The organism is Cupriavidus sp. IDO (assembly GCF_000812465.1).
Lineage (GTDB): Bacteria > Pseudomonadota > Gammaproteobacteria > Burkholderiales > Burkholderiaceae > Cupriavidus.
Genome location: NZ_JWMA01000006.1, coordinates 154,373 through 169,141, shown reverse-complemented (window position 1 = coordinate 169,141; position 14,769 = coordinate 154,373). Strand labels below are relative to the sequence as shown.

Below are 14,769 nucleotides of genomic sequence, written 5' to 3'. Positions count from 1 at the left end.
AAACATGAACGAGAATGCTGACGACGAAGGCATGCTGGCCGGGCTGACGGTGCTCGACCTGAGCCAGGGCATTGCCGGGCCCTACTGCGGGCTGATCCTGCGGCAGCAGGGTGCGCGCGTGATCAAGGCGGAACCGCCGGTCGGCGACTGGGCCAGGCAGATGGGGCGGGTGCGCGAAGGACAGACCGCGATTTCGATTGCCTACAACGCGGGCAAGGAGAGCGTGGTGCTTGATGCGCGGACGGAAGACGGGCGCGCCGCCATGCGTATGCTTGCCGAGCAGGCCGATGTGATCATCCAGAACTTCCGGCCCGGCGTGGCCGAGCGGATGGGGCTGGGCTACGCAGACCTGGCCGCGCTCAATCCGGCACTGGTCTATGTGTCGATCTCCGGTTACGGCCACACCGGCCCGATGGCGGCGATGCCGGCGGTCGACACCACCATGCAGGCGTTCAGCGGACTGATGCATATCAACCGGGACAGCGCCGGCCAGCCACGGCGCATCGGTTTCTTCCTGGTCGATCTCAGCACCGGCCTGTACGCCGCGCAGGGGGCTTCGGCAGCGCTCTACAAGGCAGCCCGCAGCGGCAAGGGGCGGCATGTGCAGGTATCGCTGCTGGAAGCCAGCGCCGCGCTGCAGTCTTACCTTGTGCTGGACGACGCCATGTTCCCGGATGCCGAGCTCGCCGCGGCCAACGCGCCGACTGGCATGTTCGAGGCATCTGATGGGCAGCTTTATCTGAGCATGCTCAACGACGCCATGTTCAGCCGGCTCGCCAGGCTCCTCGGGTTTCATGACTGGCTGGCAGACGCCGGGCTGCGCACCAGTGCCGGACGCCTGCCGCGTGCGGCGGAATTGTGCCAGCGCGTAGGCGCCGCGCTGCGCGCGCGGCCGCTGGCACACTGGGAGGCCGCCTTCACCGAGCACGATGTGCTGTTCGCGCGAATTGGCCATCCGCGCGATTTGCGCGGCAGCGCCCAGTGCAGGGAAGTCGGTGTGTTTGCCCGGTTGGCGCAGGCCGGGCTGGGCGAGCTGCCCTGGGCGAACCTGCCGGGGCAGGCCAGCGCCGCCCGGCCGCTCGGCGTGGCACCGCTGCTGGGAGAGCATACGGACGCCGTGCTGGCGGAATTAGGCATCGCCGGCGCATGACCCGAACAGCCTGATCCGGGACGGGTTTTCCCCACTTATGGGCGCGCATCGCGGTGAGACAATCCAGCCGTGCCGCACGACGCAGGCTTCGTGGCGATGCACTGATGACCGCAGGTCAACCCAAGGGAGAAAAACATGCGTCGCTTTGCCGTTCTTGCTGCTGTCCCGGCCGCCTTTGCTTGCGGCTACCTTGCGGCCCGCGTGGAGCTGCCGCAGGCTCACGCGCAGACCCCGCCGGCCGCGCTGACGCCGCAGATCATCAACCTGGCAGCGATGACCAATGAAGACATCGGACCGCAGGTTCCCAATATGGGCACGCTGCGCACGAAAGGGCTGGTGTCGACGCCGCACGGGACCATTGCCGTGCAATCGGGAAACGTGCCGAAGCACTATCACACCAGCGCCGACGAGATCCAGTACGTCATTTCGGGCAGGGGCACATTCTGGCTGGGCAGCGAACAGCGCGAGGTCGGCCCTGGTGACCTGATCATCATCCCGAAGGGCGCTGCGCATGCGGGCTCGGTCGCAACCAGTGGCGAATTCAAGGCGCTGGCAATCAAGTTGCCGCCACAGGCCGCGGGCGATACGCACTTGCTGCCCTGAACCATCGCCCTGAACCACCGGAGAAGCCGCCGGCGCGGCCAAAAAGAAAACGGACGGCATGCATGACTGCGTGCCGTCCGTGTCCTGTTGTGCGTTGGTAGGCTCGATTGGACTCGAACCAACGACCCCCACCATGTCAAGGTGGTGCTCTAACCAGCTGAGCTACGAGCCTAGCGAAGGCGCGAATTATAGAGACGCCTTTGCAATTGCGCAAGCGCCCTCGCGAACTTTCCCTGAGCGTGTCGTGCGCGCCGCGTCAGGCGCCGGCGATGCGGTCGCGCAGTTCGCGCTTGAGCACCTTGCCGATGGCGCTGCGCGGCAGGGTGTCGACCTCGTGCAGCGCGGCCAGCCGCTGGGTCTTGCCCAGGCGCTCGTTGGCCCAGGCCAGTATGTCCTGCGCGGTGGCGCCGCTGCCTGCACGCAGCGCGACGAATGCCACCGGCGTTTCGCCCCAGCGCTCCGAGGGCACGCCTACCACTGAGACTTCGGCGACCGCCGGGTGTTCGCGCACCACCGACTCGATATCGCTCGGGTAGATATTGAAGCCGCCCGAGATGATCATGTCTTTCTTGCGGTCCAGCAGGATCAGGAAGCCGTCTTCGTCAAAGCGGCCAATGTCGCCGGTGCGGATGAAGCGGTTGCCCTCGACGTCATGCCATTCCGTTTCGGCGGTCTTGGCCGGCTGGTTGTGATAGCCGTTCATCATCGCGGCCGAGCGGCCGACGACTTCGCCGACGCTTCCCGGTGGCAGTTCCTTGCCTTCGTCGTCGATGATGCGCACGTCGGCGCCGGTGGCGGGGCGTCCGACCGTGTGCAGCTTGTCCGGGAACTGGTCGGCAGCCAGCAGGCACCCGCCGCCACCTTCGGTCATGCCGTACAGCTCCATCAGGCCGCCGGGCCAGCGCCTGAGCACTTCGGCCTTCAGCGCAGCACTGAACGGCGCGCTGGTGCAGAACTTCTGCTGGAAGGCCGCCAGGTCGGCGCGATCGAAATCCGCATGCGCGAGCAGGCGCTGGTACTGCACCGGCACCAGCATGGTATGCGTCACGCGGTGGCGCTGCGCCAGTTCGAGATATTCCCTTGCATCGAACTTCGCCATCAGCACGGCAGTGCCGCCCAGCCCGATGGTGGGAAAGAAACTCGCCAGGGTGGTGTTGGAGTAGAGCGGTGTCGACAGCAGCGTGATCGCGCTGGTGCCATAGCCGGTCATCGCGCCACGCGACACATGCGCCCAGCGCATGCCGTGCGACTGCACGATGCCCTTGGGGCTACCGGTGGTGCCGGAGGAGTAGATGATGTTGAGCGGCATCTCCGCGCCGATCTCGGGCTCGGTCACGGGCGTGCCCGCGGGAGCGAGCCAGGTCTCATACGGCTGGCCCGCGTCGCTGCCATCCAGAGTGACGATGGGCGTGCCCGCCAGCTTGTCGCGCACGGGCTGCAGCGCGCCGGCCACCGTAGCGTCCGTGAACAGGATGCGCGCGCCCGAGTCGGCAACCATGCCGGCCAGGCTGTCCGGCGTGGACGATGGCGCCAGCGGCGCCACCACCACGCCCGCGCGCACGGCGCCCAGGTAGACCGCCGCGTATTCGATCGACGACGCGGCGCAGATGGCAATGGCCTCGCCGGGGCGCACGCCGTCGCGTGCCAGCGCGGCGGCAACGCGGTCCATGGCGGCGTCGAGGCCGGCATAGTCGAGCACGCGCTCGCCGTGCATCAGGGCGCGCTGCGTGGGGCGTTGGGTGGCGTGCTCGCGCACGAGCACGGACATGGTGGTGAAGGGGCGTTGGATCGGGGTCGGCTGGGTCATGTTCGGCAAGGAGGAGTGCGGGCGCCGGCGTGGCAGCGCCCGGCAGGCAATGATGGCTCGAAGGACGTATCGAAGGACTTATTGGATTTGCGCCCCGGATTCCTTGACCACCTTGCTCCAGCGGTTGATCTCGGCATCGATGTGGGTGCGCAGCGCGGCGGGCGTGGAGCCCACCGGCTCATAGCCGTTGGCGGCCAGCGTGGCTTTCAGTTCGGGTTGGCGCAGCACCGTCGCGATCTCGGTGCTGAGCCGGTCGATGACGGGCTGCGGCGTGCCGGCCGGCGCCAGCACCGCGTACCAGCCGGTGATGTTGATGCCTGGCACGCCGGCCTCGGCCAGCGTCGGCACCTCGGGCGCGACCGCGGCCCGCTGGCTGCCGGTCACGGCCAGCGCGCGCAGCTTGCCGCTGCGCACATGCGGCAGGGTGGTGGAGATGCTGTCGAAGGTCAGCTGGACCTCGCCCGACAGCATCGCCGTCACCACCTGCGCGCTGCCCTTGTAGGGAACGTGGGTCATCTTGATGCCCGCGACGGAATCGAACAGCTCGCCGGCGAGGTGGCCGGTGTTGCCGTTGCCCGCCGAGGCGAAGGTGAGCTTGCCGGGAGCAGCCTTGGCCTGCGCGATCAGCTCCGCCACATTGCTTGCCTGCAGCGACGGACTGCCCGCCAGGATCATCGGCAGGTTTGCCACCAGCGAGACCGGTGCGAAGTCCTTGCGCGTGTCGTACGGAAGCCTGGGGTACAGGCTGGCGTTGATGGCGTGCGCCGCCAGCACCATGATCAGCGTGTTGCCGTCAGGCCTGGCGCGCGCCAGCATCTGGCTCGCGATGGTGCCGCCGGCGCCGGGCCGGTAGTCGAGCACCACGGGCTGGCCCAGCCGCTCCTGCAGCCTGGCCGCGACCGGGCGCGCCAGCAGGTCGGCGCTGCCGCCGGGCGGATAGGGGATCAGCAGCTGGATCGGCCGGGCTGGCCAGACCTCGGCCTTTGCGGCGACGGGATGCCCCAGCGCGACGGCTGCGACGGCAGCCATTGCACCCAGCGAGAGCAACGATCTGCGGCGCAGCGTGGCGCGCGGGCAGAGGCGCGAAGATTCCATGCCTTGTCTCCTTGGTGTCGGTCCTCTGATTTGGGACGCTTTTGTCACAGACGGTAAAGGCCCGAGGACGGGAGCGGAATTCGGGAATCGCTAAGGCAGCCTTTCTGTGCCCGGAACCGTCCTGATCGCCGGCATTGACGGCAGCACGGTTGGTGAGCTGCGGGACGAACAGGATATTTTGGATGTGCGTGATCCGCTTTACAATCGCCGCCGACAGTGCGGGCCTGTCGCGCCCGTGAGAGGAGCTTTCAGCGCTTGCCCGATCCCGGGCTGAAGAGATAAGGCACCAGCGACGCGGCAATCATCATGGCGGCGCAGAGGAAAATTGCCGAATAGGTCGTCGGCATCGGCCACTGGCGCACATGGCCGGCGTTGGCGATCAGCCCGAACGCCCACGACGCCAGCGCCGAGCCCAGGAACACGAAGGTATTGAGCAGGCCCAGGCCGCGCCCCCGGCTCGATGGCGGAATCAGGCCGCGGCCCTGCGCCATGACCAGCGGATGAAGCATGCCGATGGTCGACAGCAGCGCCATGAAGCCGACGCCCGACGCCACGCCGCCGGCAGGCCAGAGGGTCAGCACGATGCCGCCGGACATGGAGACACACGCCCACGCCACGATGGCCGTCTTGAGCGTACTGCGCCGGACCAGCACCGGCAGGACAAAGGCCGTGAGGAAGCCGGCCAGGCTGAGCAGGGTCAGCGCCACGCCGCGAGGGCCGGAGCCCATGCCGTAGACGTCGGCCAGGTACGGACCGCTCCAGGCGTTGCGGAATGCCGTGCCTGCCGCCATTGCCGCGCACAGCGGAATCAGCGTCCAAAGCGGCGCCATGCCCAGCAGCCTGACGCTTTGCGAGAGCATCGAACCCAGCGGCGCGTTGCGGGCTTCCGCATGGCCCTCGTCGCGCACGAAACGCCACACGCCGTAGCAGGCCGCGACCGTGCCAAGGGCGGACACCGACATCGAGGCACGCCAGCCGATCCACTCCGTGGCCCAGCCCAGCGGCGCCGTGGCGCACAGCGCGCCGATCATGCCCATGGCGTTCGATTTGCTGACGATCCGGGTGTAGTCCCGTTCGGAAAGCTGCTCCGAGGCAAAATGCAGCAGCCCCATGAAGACCGGCGCGCAAGCGAGCCCAAGCCCGATCTGCGCCAGCGTGGCGACGGTACCGCTCGGCGCCAGCACGAACAGGACGGAGCACACCGCGCCCACACCCAGCAGCAGTGCGGTGGGCCGCCCGACGCCATAGCGGTCGAAGGCGATCCCGCACGGTATCTGCGCCACCGCGAATGCCAGGAAGAAGCAGGACGACAGCGCGCCGAACCCTGCCGGCGACAGGCCGAAGTCATGCTGCAGTTCCGGCGCCATCACGGCGAGGCATGAGCGGAAGAACTGGCTGAGCATGAACGCGAAGGTCAGCCATGCAATACCGTGCGCCGCGCTCCGGGCGGCAGCCGACTTGTCGGGCACGCTGGAAGATGAGGGGAGCGGATGGTTGCTGGCGGTCACGGCTTCAGCGGGCGCGGCCGTTCCGGGCCGCGTTGTCTCGATATTGTGTGATTCGATTGCCACCAGTGGCGGTGGTCTGCCGCGAGTGTAGATGGTCTGCGGCCATGGATGTCGGGGCCTGGCCGGTGTTCGCCCAGTTTGCGCGGGTGATGGCGGGCAGGATCGAGTATGCGAGACCCCTTGCGGGCTCCCTCTCCCGCAAGCGGGAGAGGGGAGCAAACAATCGGGCGGTTGGTTACCCCGGCAACGCGTCGTAGGTCAGCAGGAATACCTGTTCGTCGCCGGCGCTGACGGGCAGCCACACGATCTCCAGGTCCGGGAAGGCCGCTTCCACGTTGGCGTGCTCGTTGCCGATCTCCACCACCAGCACGCCGCCCGGATTGAGCCGTGCCTTGGCGCCGGCGATGATCTGGCGCACCACGTCCATGCCGTCGTCGCCGCCGGCCAGGGCAATGCGCGGCTCGGCGAGGTATTCGGGCGGCAGCGCCTGCATCGAGGTTTCATTGACATACGGCGGATTGGTCAGGATCACGTCGTAGGTGGCGCCGGCCGGCAGCGGGGCGTACAGGTCGCCTTCGTACAGATGGATGCGGTCTTCCATCTTGTAGTCGGCCACATTGCGGCGCGCGACCGCCAGAGCGTCGGAGGATATGTCCACCGCGTCGACCTGCGCGTTCGGCCAGACGTGCGCGGCGATGATCGGCAGGCAGCCCGAGCCGGTGCACAGTTCCAGCACCGGGCCGATCTTGCCGGTCTCGCCGATCCACGGCTCCAGGCCTTCCTGCAGCAGTTCGCCGATGAAGCTGCGCGGCACGATGACGCGCGAGTCCACGTAGAAGCGCAGGCCATGCATATAGGCCTCGTGCGTGATGTAGGCGGCCGGCACGCGCTCGTTGACGCGGCGGTCGATGACCTTCATCACGGCGTCGATTTCCTCGGGCAGGAGGCGCGCGTCGAGGAACGGGTCGAGCGTGTCGAGCGGCAGGTTCAGCGTGTGCAGGACCAGATAGGCCGCTTCGTCATAGGCATTGGCGCTGCCGTGGCCGAAGGACAGGCGTGCAGCGGTAAAGCGCGAGACTGCGAGCCGCAGCAGGTCGCGCACGGTGCGCAGGGGGGAGGGCGTTGCCATGTGTGGTGTCTTCCGGCGAAAAAAATCAGGCGATCAGGCGTTCCAGCACGCCGCGGTAGACGTTCTTGAGCGGCTCGATGAAGCGGACTTCGACGTGTTCGTCGATCTTGTGGATGCTGGCGTTGGGCGGACCGAACTCGATCACCTGTGGGCAGATCCTGGCGATAAAGCGGCCGTCGGAGGTGCCACCGGTGGTCGACAGCTCGGTCTTGACGCCGGTCTCGGCTTCAATGGCCGCGGACAGCGCATCGGACAACTCGCCGCGCGGGGTCAGGAACGGCTCGCCGCCCAGGGTCCAGTCCAGCGTGTATTCGAGCTGGTGGCGGTCCAGGATGGCATGCACGCGCGCCTTCAGGCCTTCCGGCGTGCTGGCGGTGGAGAAGCGGAAATTGAAATCGATGGTGACGTGGCCCGGGATCACGTTGGTGGCGCCGGTGCCGCCGTGGATGTTCGACATCTGCCAGCTGGTGGGCGGGAAGTACTCGTTGCCTGCGTCCCAGGTTTCGGCAGCCAGTTCGGCCAGCGCGGGCGCGGCCTCGTGGATGGGATTGCGGCCCAGGTGCGGGTAGGCGATGTGGCACTGCACGCCAATGACGGTCAGCTTGCCCGACAGCGAGCCGCGTCGGCCGTTCTTGACCATGTCGCCCAGCGTATCGACCGAGGTCGGCTCGCCGATCACGCAGTAGTCCAGGCGCTCGCCCCGGGCTTTCAGCGCTTCGACGACCTTGACGGTGCCGTCATGGGCCGGGCCTTCCTCGTCGCTGGTGATCAGGAAGGCGATGGAGCCGGCGTGGGCCGGGTGCGCCTTGACGAATTCCTCGACGCCCACCACGAAGCCGGCGATCGACGTCTTCATGTCGGCGGCGCCGCGGCCGTACAGCTTGCCGTCGCGGTGGGTCGGCTGGAACGGATCGGAGTGCCACTGTTCGAGCGGGCCGGTGGGCACCACGTCGGTGTGGCCGGCAAAGACCAGCAGCTTGCCGTCCTTGCCCTGCGTACCGCGCTTCACCGCCCACAGGTTGGTCACGCGGAAATCGTCGGGGCCGCTGACGAGGGCTTCGCAGTCAAAGCCAAGCGCCTTCAGGCGGGTTTCCAGCACGGCCTGGCAGCCTTCGTCGGCGGGCGTGACGGAGCGACGGCGGATCAGGTCTTCGGTGAGGGCAAGGGTGGCGGTCATGGGACGACGGAATAGGGGATCAGAACTGGCTGGCGTATTGGTCGGTGGAGAAGCCGACCATCACCTTGCCGCTGTGGGCCAGCACCGGACGCTTGATCAGCGACGGGCTTTGCTGCATCAGCGCGATGGCGCCGGCTTCTTCCTCGGCACGGGCCTTGTCGGCGTCGGACAGCGCGCGCCAGGTGGTGCCCTTGCGGTTGAGCAGCGTCGCCAGCGGCACATGCCTGAGCCAGCCGCGCAGCATGGCTTCGTCCACGCCTTGCTTCTTGAAGTCGTGGAACGTGTAGGCCACGCCGTTGGCATCCAGCCAGGTGCGGGCTTTCTTGACGGTATCGCAGTTGGGAATGCCGTAGAGCAGGACGGTCATGGCTTGTCTTGGAGGAATTCGGATACGTTGGCCAGAGCAGGCTTAGCGGAACAGCAGGTTTAGCGCGATCACCAGGCTGCCGAGTCCCAGCGCCACGCCGCCCATCGCCACCGCGGTCATCAGGCGCAGCCGGCGGTCCAGCCGGGCGGCTTCCTTGCGCAGCGCCTCGATGGTGATGGCATGCTGTTCGGCCAGCAGCTTGACGGCCTCGGCCTGCTGCACGGCGGCGGCTTCCAGCTCGGCAATGCGGGCCGCGGGATCGCGCGCGTCGGCAACGGTTCCCTCCGGCATCCCGTCCTTGCGCTTGCCCTTCTTGATCTTCTCGATGGTCTTGTTGGCCTGTTCGAGAATGGTGGGCAACAGGGAGAGCACGGTACTGACGGTGGTGGGATCCAGGGCCATGAGTCGCTTGCGGAGGGAAGGCATGTTCAGCCTGGCCAGGCGGGGTGACAGCAGGAAATGCGGTCCCGGGGCACGGCCCCGGGACAGTGTGGCGCAGCCCTCAAGGCGTGCGCCGTACGCGGAATCAGTCGCCGCGCAGCAGGTCGTTCAGGCTGGTCTTGGCACGGGTCTGCGCGTCGACCTTCTTCACGATCACGGCGCAGTACAGGCTGTACTTGCCATCCTTGGAGGGCAGGTTGCCCGCCACCACCACCGAGCCGGCCGGCACGCGGCCATAGTGGATCTCGCCGGTTTCGCGGTCATAGATCTTGGTCGACTGGCCGAGGTACACGCCCATCGAGATCACCGAGTTCTCTTCCACGATCACGCCTTCGACCACTTCCGAACGCGCGCCGATGAAGCAGTTGTCTTCGATGATGACCGGGTTGGCCTGGAGCGGCTCCAGCACGCCGCCGATGCCCACGCCGCCCGACAGGTGGACGTTCTTGCCGATCTGGGCGCACGAACCGACGGTGGCCCAGGTGTCGACCATGGTGCCTTCATCGACATAGGCGCCGATATTGACGTACGACGGCATCAGTACGGCGTTCTTCGCGATAAACGAACCGCGGCGGGCCACGGCGGGCGGCACCACGCGGAAGCCGGCCTTGGCGAAGTCGTCGCCGCTCCAGTTGGCGAACTTGGTCGGGACCTTGTCGTAGAACTGGGCAAAGCCGCCGGCGCTCATCGGCGCATTGTCTTCCAGGCGGAACGACAACAGCACGGCCTTCTTGACCCACTGGTTGACGATCCACTCCTTGCCTTGCTTTTCGGCCACGCGCAGGGCGCCGGCGTCGAGCTGGCTGATGACGTTGGCAACCGCTTCGCGGATATCGTTGGGGGCGGACTTCGGCGACAGGCTGGCGCGGTCTTCCCAGGCCTGGTCGATCAGGGCTTGCAGTGCTTGCGTCATGTTCGTTTTCTCAGTGGTTGATTGGGTTGCGGGAGAGGGCGGAAACCCCTCCCGGGATTCATGCGGGTCAGCCCAGCGATTTGCAGAAGGCGACAATCCGGCGCGCGCCTTCCAGGCATTCCTCGGGCGTGGCGACCAGCGCCATGCGTACGCGGTTGGCGCCGGGATTGATGCCGTCGGCTTCGCGCGCGAGGTAGCTGCCGGGCAGCACGGTCACGTTCTGTTCCGCCAGCAGGCGGGTCGCGAATGCCGTATCGCTCAGGCCGGTGCGCGAGACGTCGGCCCACAGGTAGAAGCCGGCGTCGGGCAGCGCCACGTCGAGGACTTCCGCCAGCAGCGGCGTCACTTCGCTGAACTTGCGGACGTAGGCGGCGCGGTTGTCGCGCACGTGCGCCTCATCGTTCCAGGCGGCCACGCTGGCGGTCTGCACCGCCGGGTTCATGGCGCCGCCATGGTAGGTACGGTATAGCAGGAATTTCTTCAGCAGCGAGGCGTCGCCGGCCACGAAGCCCGAGCGCAGGCCCGGCACGTTGGAGCGCTTGGACAGGCTGGAGAACATTACCAGCCGCTCAAAGCCGCGGCCCAGCTTGTGGGCGGCTTCCAGCGCACCCAGCGGCGCACGGCCTTCATCGAAATAGATCTCGGAGTAGCACTCGTCCGAGGCAATCACGAAGCCGTAGCGGTCCGACAGCGCAAACAGCTGCTTCCAGTCTTCCAGCGAAAGCACCGCGCCGGTCGGGTTGCCCGGCGTGCACACATAGAGCAGCTGCACCTTCTGCCAGACATCGTCGGCGATGCGGTCGAACGCGGGCGCAAAGTTGCGCGCCGGGTCGCTGTTGGCGAACACCGGGGTGGCGCCGGCCAGCAGCGCCGCACCTTCGTAGATCTGGTAGAACGGGTTCGGGCACAGCACCAGCGCGCCCGGACGGGTGCCGTCGACCACGGTCTGGGCAAAGGCGAACAGGGCCTCGCGCGAGCCGGTTACCGGCAGCACCTCGGTGGCGGCATTGACCTTGGGCAGGCCATAGCGGCGTTCCAGCCAGCCGGCAATGCACTGTCGTAGTGCATCGGAACCAGCCGTTGTGGGATAATTCGCCAGTCCCGCCAGCGACTCGGCCAGCGCAGTCTTGATGAACTCGGGCGTGGGATGCTTGGGTTCGCCGATGCCGAAGCTGATTGCCGGCTTGTCGGCAGGTTTCACATCCGCGAAGAGCACCCGCAGTTTCTCGAAGGGGTAGGGCTGGAGCAGGTCGAGGCGCGGATTCATCTGGTTGGGGCCGGTTAAAACGAAGCATTATAGAGGAATGGCACGGTTTTCCGTGCGGCGGCAAGGGCCTGGCGGCAGTCTGCGCACCAATGCCGGGCATCACCTTCCGGTGATGGCAACCGCACTGGCCCGTCACTGGCCGAATGCCGGCGACTTCCTCGCCACGCCGCGCGCTTCCTGCGGCCACCGGCCTCCAGTCTTTCCCGTTCCAATGAGCGCATCTCCTGTTGCGGCGCAACATTCCGCCGCCGACCCGCATTCGGTCAAATCCTCCCTGTCCATCCTGCTGGGCGCCTCGGTCTGGGGCATCGCCTGGTTCCCGTATCGCCTGTTGAACGGCTGGGGCCTCGGCGGCATGAGTGCCGCCGCCCTAGTGAGCTGCACTGCCGCGCTGATTTCGCTGATCGCGTTCCGGCGACAGCTGTCGGGCATGCGCGCGTCGTGGCTGTTCGTGGCGATCGGGCTGGCGGCCGGCGTGACCAACGCGGGCTTCGTGTGGGGCAGCGTCAACGGCCACGTGATGCGCGTGCTGCTGCTGTTCTACCTCACGCCGGTATGGACCGCGCTGTTCGCCCGGATTTTCCTCGGCGAGCGGCTGTCCGCCGCGGGCCTGCTGCTGGTGGCGCTGGCGCTGTTCGGCGCCGGGCTGATGCTGTGGACGCCGGAGGTCGGCGTGCCACTGCCCGGCAATGCTGCCGAGTGGTCGGGGTTGATCGGCGGCATGGGGTTTGCCGTCAACAACGTGCTGTCCCGCCGGGCCGGCCAGCGCTTTCCGGACATGGATGCCCGCCTGCGCACGGTCGTCGTCTACCTTGGCTGTACGGTGGTAGGCGTGCCCTGCGCGTTGTTTCTGGAAGCCGGGCACGTGGTGCCGGCGCCTGGCGCGCCGGTGTCGGCGGGGATGCTGGTGCTGGGGCTGGCCGCCGTGCTGGTCGTGAGCAATTCGGTCGTCCAGTACGGGCTGCAGCGGCTGCCGGCCAACCGGGTGTCTTTGCTGATGCTGTTCGAAATCGTGGTTGCGGCGGTATCGGCCTGGTGGCTGGCCACCGAGACGCTGAGCTGGAAGGAAGCTGCCGGCGGGCTGTGCATCGTGGCGGCGGGTGCCTTGTCAGGACTGGTGCACCGGACTCCGCGCGCGTCCGCCAGCGAGGCCTGCGAAGCCGGCGCGGCGGCCTGAGCACGACCCCCGGCGATTCTTGCTACAGTCCCTGCATGGCTGCGGCCGGCGGGTGCAACGCTGACCGCAAGGCGCGATCCGAAGGGGGCATCATGCGAATTCTCGTTGTCGGCGCGGGGGCGGTAGGCGGATATTTCGGCGGGCGGCTGGCCGCTGCCGGCCGCGATGTGACGTTCCTGGTCCGGCCGCATCGCGCGCAGGCGCTGCACACCAACGGCCTGATCATCAGCAGCCCCCGCGGCGACCTCGCCCTGCACGAAATCAGGACCGTCCTCACCAATGCGATTACAGACCCCTTCGACCTGGTCCTGCTGAGCTGCAAGGCCTACAGCCTGGACGAGGCCATCGCATCGTTCGCGCCCGCGGTCGGTCCCTCGACAGTGATCCTCCCGCTGCTGAACGGCATGCGCCATATCGACGTGCTGAAGCAGCGGTTCGGCCATGACAAGGTGCTGGGCGGCCTGTGCATGATCGCCGCCACGCTGAATCCCGAAGGGGAAATCGTCCATCTCAACGATACCCACGGCCTGACCTTCGGTGAGCTGGAGGGCGGCCTGTCGCCGCGCTTGCAGGCCATTGCGGCAGCACTGGGCGATGCCGGGTTCGATGCCTCGACCAGCATCCAGATCATGCAACGCATGTGGGAGAAGTGGATCTTCCTGGCCACGCTGGCAGGCAGCACCTGCCTGATGCGGGCGGCCATCGGCGATATCCTTGGCACGCCGGACGGCCGGCGCGTGATTGAAGGCATTCTGGCCGACTGCCGCGCCGTGGCGCAGTACAACGGCTTCCCGATGCCGCCGGATTTCGATTCTCGTGCCGGGCAGATGCTGCTGACGCCGTCGCCGCTGAACGCCTCGATGCTGCGTGACGTGGAAAACCGCTCCCGCACGGAAGCGGACCATATCCTGGGCGACCTGATCGCGCGCGGGGCGCCGCAGCAGGGCGGGCCGCTGTCGCTGCTGCAGGTCGCATACAGCCACCTGAAAGCCTACGAGGCCCGGCAGGCGCGCGGCGGCTGACGGGCCGGCTGCCGTTCAGTGCAGCATGACCCGTGATACGACCGCCACCAGGGGCTTGCGCACCGCTCGCTCCACGCCGCTATGCAGGTGCAGCGGGCGCAGCAGCATCTTCACGGTCATATCGATCGGCAGGTTCTTGCGGATCACCGCGCTGACGCGGGAGTTCAGCGCCTTCACTTCCTGGTCGGGGATCTCTTCGACGCCGCGCTCCATGCGCAGCACGTTGCGCAGCGCGATCTCGGCGTCCTCGTTCTTGATTTCCAGCAGGCGGCGCGTCAATGCGCCAAGGACGCGATGGCGGCCCAGCCCCTCCTGGTCCAGGAACTGGTTGAAGAACCGGTAGAAGTGCTTGTAGTGGCGGACCTCGTCATTGGCAATCCGGCGGGTGAGGGCACGCAGCACGGGCTCGTCGCTGGCCTGTTCCAGCGCGCGATAGTAGGCGGCGGTGCCGGTTTCGACCACGCAGCGGGCGGCCATTTCCAGGGCCTCGGTGGGCTCGAACTGATCGATCGAGCAGGTGACGCGGTATTCCTCGAAGAAGCGGGCGTAGCCGCGCTCCCAGTCGAACTCGGGCCAGACATGCTCGACATAGCGGCGCAGCGCCAGGCCGTGCTGGAGTTCTTCGGCTTCCCAGTGTCGGGAAAGCCAGTCGGCGGCCTCGGGTGTGTGCGCGTAGTAGGTGGCAAGGTTGCCCGCGTAGGTGTCGGATCCGCTTTCGATAAACGAGGCCGAAGCCAGCAGGTAGAACAGGTCGCGATCCGGGCGGATGCGGTCCACCTCGATCGCCTGGTAATCAATCTCGCTCACTGACCACGGCAGCTTTGCCGGGGACGATTCGATCATGCTCAGTCCTCCTGTGGGGCCGCGCACTCCTGGCCGCGGCCGGTGCGATGCCGAGGGCATCCGGGATCACGCTGACATTATTCAGAGACTAGCATTTACCCTAGTTAGTTTCCCGACTGTTACATAACCATGTCAGACAGCAGCCACAGGCACGAATTCAGAAGTGAAGGCGGTGGCGCCCGGAAGTGGCCGGCAAATGGCGGAAAGGCAAGGGAATGCTGGCGGGAAATATGGCCTGGAGGAGACTGGCAAACCGGTCGGAAGCCGGGG

Annotated in this window: 14 protein-coding genes and 1 tRNA gene; 4 read left to right on the top strand and 11 right to left on the bottom strand. The window is 67.1% G+C overall.

Annotated features, from left to right (window positions below):
- The first annotated feature begins 4 nt into the window (after positions 1-4).
- Positions 5-1,150, top strand: coding sequence for a CaiB/BaiF CoA transferase family protein (locus RM96_RS02570; protein ID WP_039007296.1), 1,146 nt, complete (start codon positions 5-7; stop codon positions 1,148-1,150).
- Between the two features lie 135 nt (positions 1,151-1,285).
- On the top strand, positions 1,286-1,753 hold the full coding sequence (locus RM96_RS02565) for a cupin domain-containing protein (protein ID WP_039007294.1): 468 nt from the start codon (positions 1,286-1,288) through the stop codon (positions 1,751-1,753).
- A gap of 95 nt (positions 1,754-1,848) precedes the next feature.
- On the opposite strand, the gene RM96_RS02560 is transcribed toward RM96_RS02565, so the two are convergent.
- The 10 genes from RM96_RS02560 to dapC form a co-directional block, all read right to left on the bottom strand.
- Positions 1,849-1,925: transfer RNA gene (locus RM96_RS02560), tRNA-Val, on the bottom strand.
- A gap of 84 nt (positions 1,926-2,009) precedes the next feature.
- Positions 2,010-3,560, bottom strand: coding sequence for a class I adenylate-forming enzyme family protein (locus RM96_RS02555; RefSeq protein WP_039007292.1), 1,551 nt, complete (start codon positions 3,558-3,560; stop codon positions 2,010-2,012).
- Between the two features lie 78 nt (positions 3,561-3,638).
- Positions 3,639-4,655 (bottom strand): tripartite tricarboxylate transporter substrate binding protein, encoded by a 1,017-nt coding sequence (locus RM96_RS02550; RefSeq protein ID WP_039007289.1) that lies wholly within the window; start codon positions 4,653-4,655, stop codon positions 3,639-3,641.
- 248 nt (positions 4,656-4,903) lie between these two features.
- The gene (locus RM96_RS02545; protein WP_039007420.1) at positions 4,904-6,163 is read right to left on the bottom strand and encodes an MFS transporter; all 1,260 of its coding nucleotides are present in this window, start codon (positions 6,161-6,163) and stop codon (positions 4,904-4,906) included.
- 235 nt (positions 6,164-6,398) lie between these two features.
- Complete coding sequence (gene prmB, locus RM96_RS02540) at positions 6,399-7,292, bottom strand: 50S ribosomal protein L3 N(5)-glutamine methyltransferase (RefSeq protein WP_039007287.1); 894 nt, start codon at positions 7,290-7,292, stop codon at positions 6,399-6,401.
- A gap of 25 nt (positions 7,293-7,317) precedes the next feature.
- Positions 7,318-8,469, bottom strand: coding sequence for a succinyl-diaminopimelate desuccinylase (gene dapE, locus RM96_RS02535; RefSeq protein ID WP_039007285.1), 1,152 nt, complete (start codon positions 8,467-8,469; stop codon positions 7,318-7,320).
- A 19-nt stretch (positions 8,470-8,488) separates the two neighbouring features.
- A complete protein-coding gene (locus RM96_RS02530) occupies positions 8,489-8,836 on the bottom strand; it encodes an ArsC family reductase (protein ID WP_039007283.1) in 348 nt (115 codons plus the stop codon).
- 42 nt (positions 8,837-8,878) lie between these two features.
- A complete protein-coding gene (locus RM96_RS02525; protein ID WP_238587048.1) occupies positions 8,879-9,238 on the bottom strand; it encodes a hypothetical protein in 360 nt (119 codons plus the stop codon).
- Positions 9,239-9,362: 124 nt separating this feature from the next.
- Positions 9,363-10,190, bottom strand: a complete 828-nt coding sequence (gene dapD, locus RM96_RS02520; RefSeq protein WP_039007275.1) for a 2,3,4,5-tetrahydropyridine-2,6-dicarboxylate N-succinyltransferase — start codon at positions 10,188-10,190, stop codon at positions 9,363-9,365.
- Between the two features lie 67 nt (positions 10,191-10,257).
- On the bottom strand, positions 10,258-11,457 hold the full coding sequence (dapC, locus tag RM96_RS02515; RefSeq protein WP_039007273.1) for a succinyldiaminopimelate transaminase: 1,200 nt from the start codon (positions 11,455-11,457) through the stop codon (positions 10,258-10,260).
- A gap of 211 nt (positions 11,458-11,668) precedes the next feature.
- Between dapC and RM96_RS02510 the strand changes: the two genes are divergently transcribed.
- Positions 11,669-12,634 carry a DMT family transporter gene (locus tag RM96_RS02510; RefSeq protein WP_039007418.1) on the top strand — a complete coding sequence of 322 codons (966 nt, stop codon included), beginning with the start codon at positions 11,669-11,671 and terminating at the stop codon, positions 12,632-12,634.
- A 92-nt stretch (positions 12,635-12,726) separates the two neighbouring features.
- On the top strand, positions 12,727-13,656 hold the full coding sequence (gene panE / locus RM96_RS02505; RefSeq protein ID WP_039007416.1) for a 2-dehydropantoate 2-reductase: 930 nt from the start codon (positions 12,727-12,729) through the stop codon (positions 13,654-13,656).
- 15 nt (positions 13,657-13,671) lie between these two features.
- Here the strand turns inward: panE and RM96_RS02500 are convergent, their stop codons facing one another.
- Positions 13,672-14,499, bottom strand: a complete 828-nt coding sequence (locus RM96_RS02500) for a ferritin (protein WP_039007271.1) — start codon at positions 14,497-14,499, stop codon at positions 13,672-13,674.
- Positions 14,500-14,769 lie beyond the last annotated feature (270 nt).

Bases quoted from the DNA above. Each gene is read 5' to 3' on its own strand.
- RM96_RS02570 (WP_039007296.1), top strand. From the start codon at position 5: ATGAACGAGAATGCTGACGACGAAGGCATGCTGGCCGGGCTGACGGTG.
- RM96_RS02565 (WP_039007294.1), top strand. From the start codon at position 1,286: ATGCGTCGCTTTGCCGTTCTTGCTGCTGTCCCGGCCGCCTTTGCTTGC.
- RM96_RS02555 (WP_039007292.1), bottom strand. From the start codon at position 3,560: ATGACCCAGCCGACCCCGATCCAACGCCCCTTCACCACCATGTCCGTG.
- RM96_RS02550 (WP_039007289.1), bottom strand. From the start codon at position 4,655: ATGGAATCTTCGCGCCTCTGCCCGCGCGCCACGCTGCGCCGCAGATCG.
- prmB (WP_039007287.1), bottom strand. From the start codon at position 7,292: ATGGCAACGCCCTCCCCCCTGCGCACCGTGCGCGACCTGCTGCGGCTC.
- dapE (WP_039007285.1), bottom strand. From the start codon at position 8,469: ATGACCGCCACCCTTGCCCTCACCGAAGACCTGATCCGCCGTCGCTCC.
- RM96_RS02530 (WP_039007283.1), bottom strand. From the start codon at position 8,836: ATGACCGTCCTGCTCTACGGCATTCCCAACTGCGATACCGTCAAGAAA.
- RM96_RS02525 (WP_238587048.1), bottom strand. From the start codon at position 9,238: ATGGCCCTGGATCCCACCACCGTCAGTACCGTGCTCTCCCTGTTGCCC.
- dapD (WP_039007275.1), bottom strand. From the start codon at position 10,190: ATGACGCAAGCACTGCAAGCCCTGATCGACCAGGCCTGGGAAGACCGC.
- dapC (WP_039007273.1), bottom strand. From the start codon at position 11,457: ATGAATCCGCGCCTCGACCTGCTCCAGCCCTACCCCTTCGAGAAACTG.
- RM96_RS02510 (WP_039007418.1), top strand. From the start codon at position 11,669: ATGAGCGCATCTCCTGTTGCGGCGCAACATTCCGCCGCCGACCCGCAT.
- panE (WP_039007416.1), top strand. From the start codon at position 12,727: ATGCGAATTCTCGTTGTCGGCGCGGGGGCGGTAGGCGGATATTTCGGC.
- RM96_RS02500 (WP_039007271.1), bottom strand. From the start codon at position 14,499: ATGATCGAATCGTCCCCGGCAAAGCTGCCGTGGTCAGTGAGCGAGATT.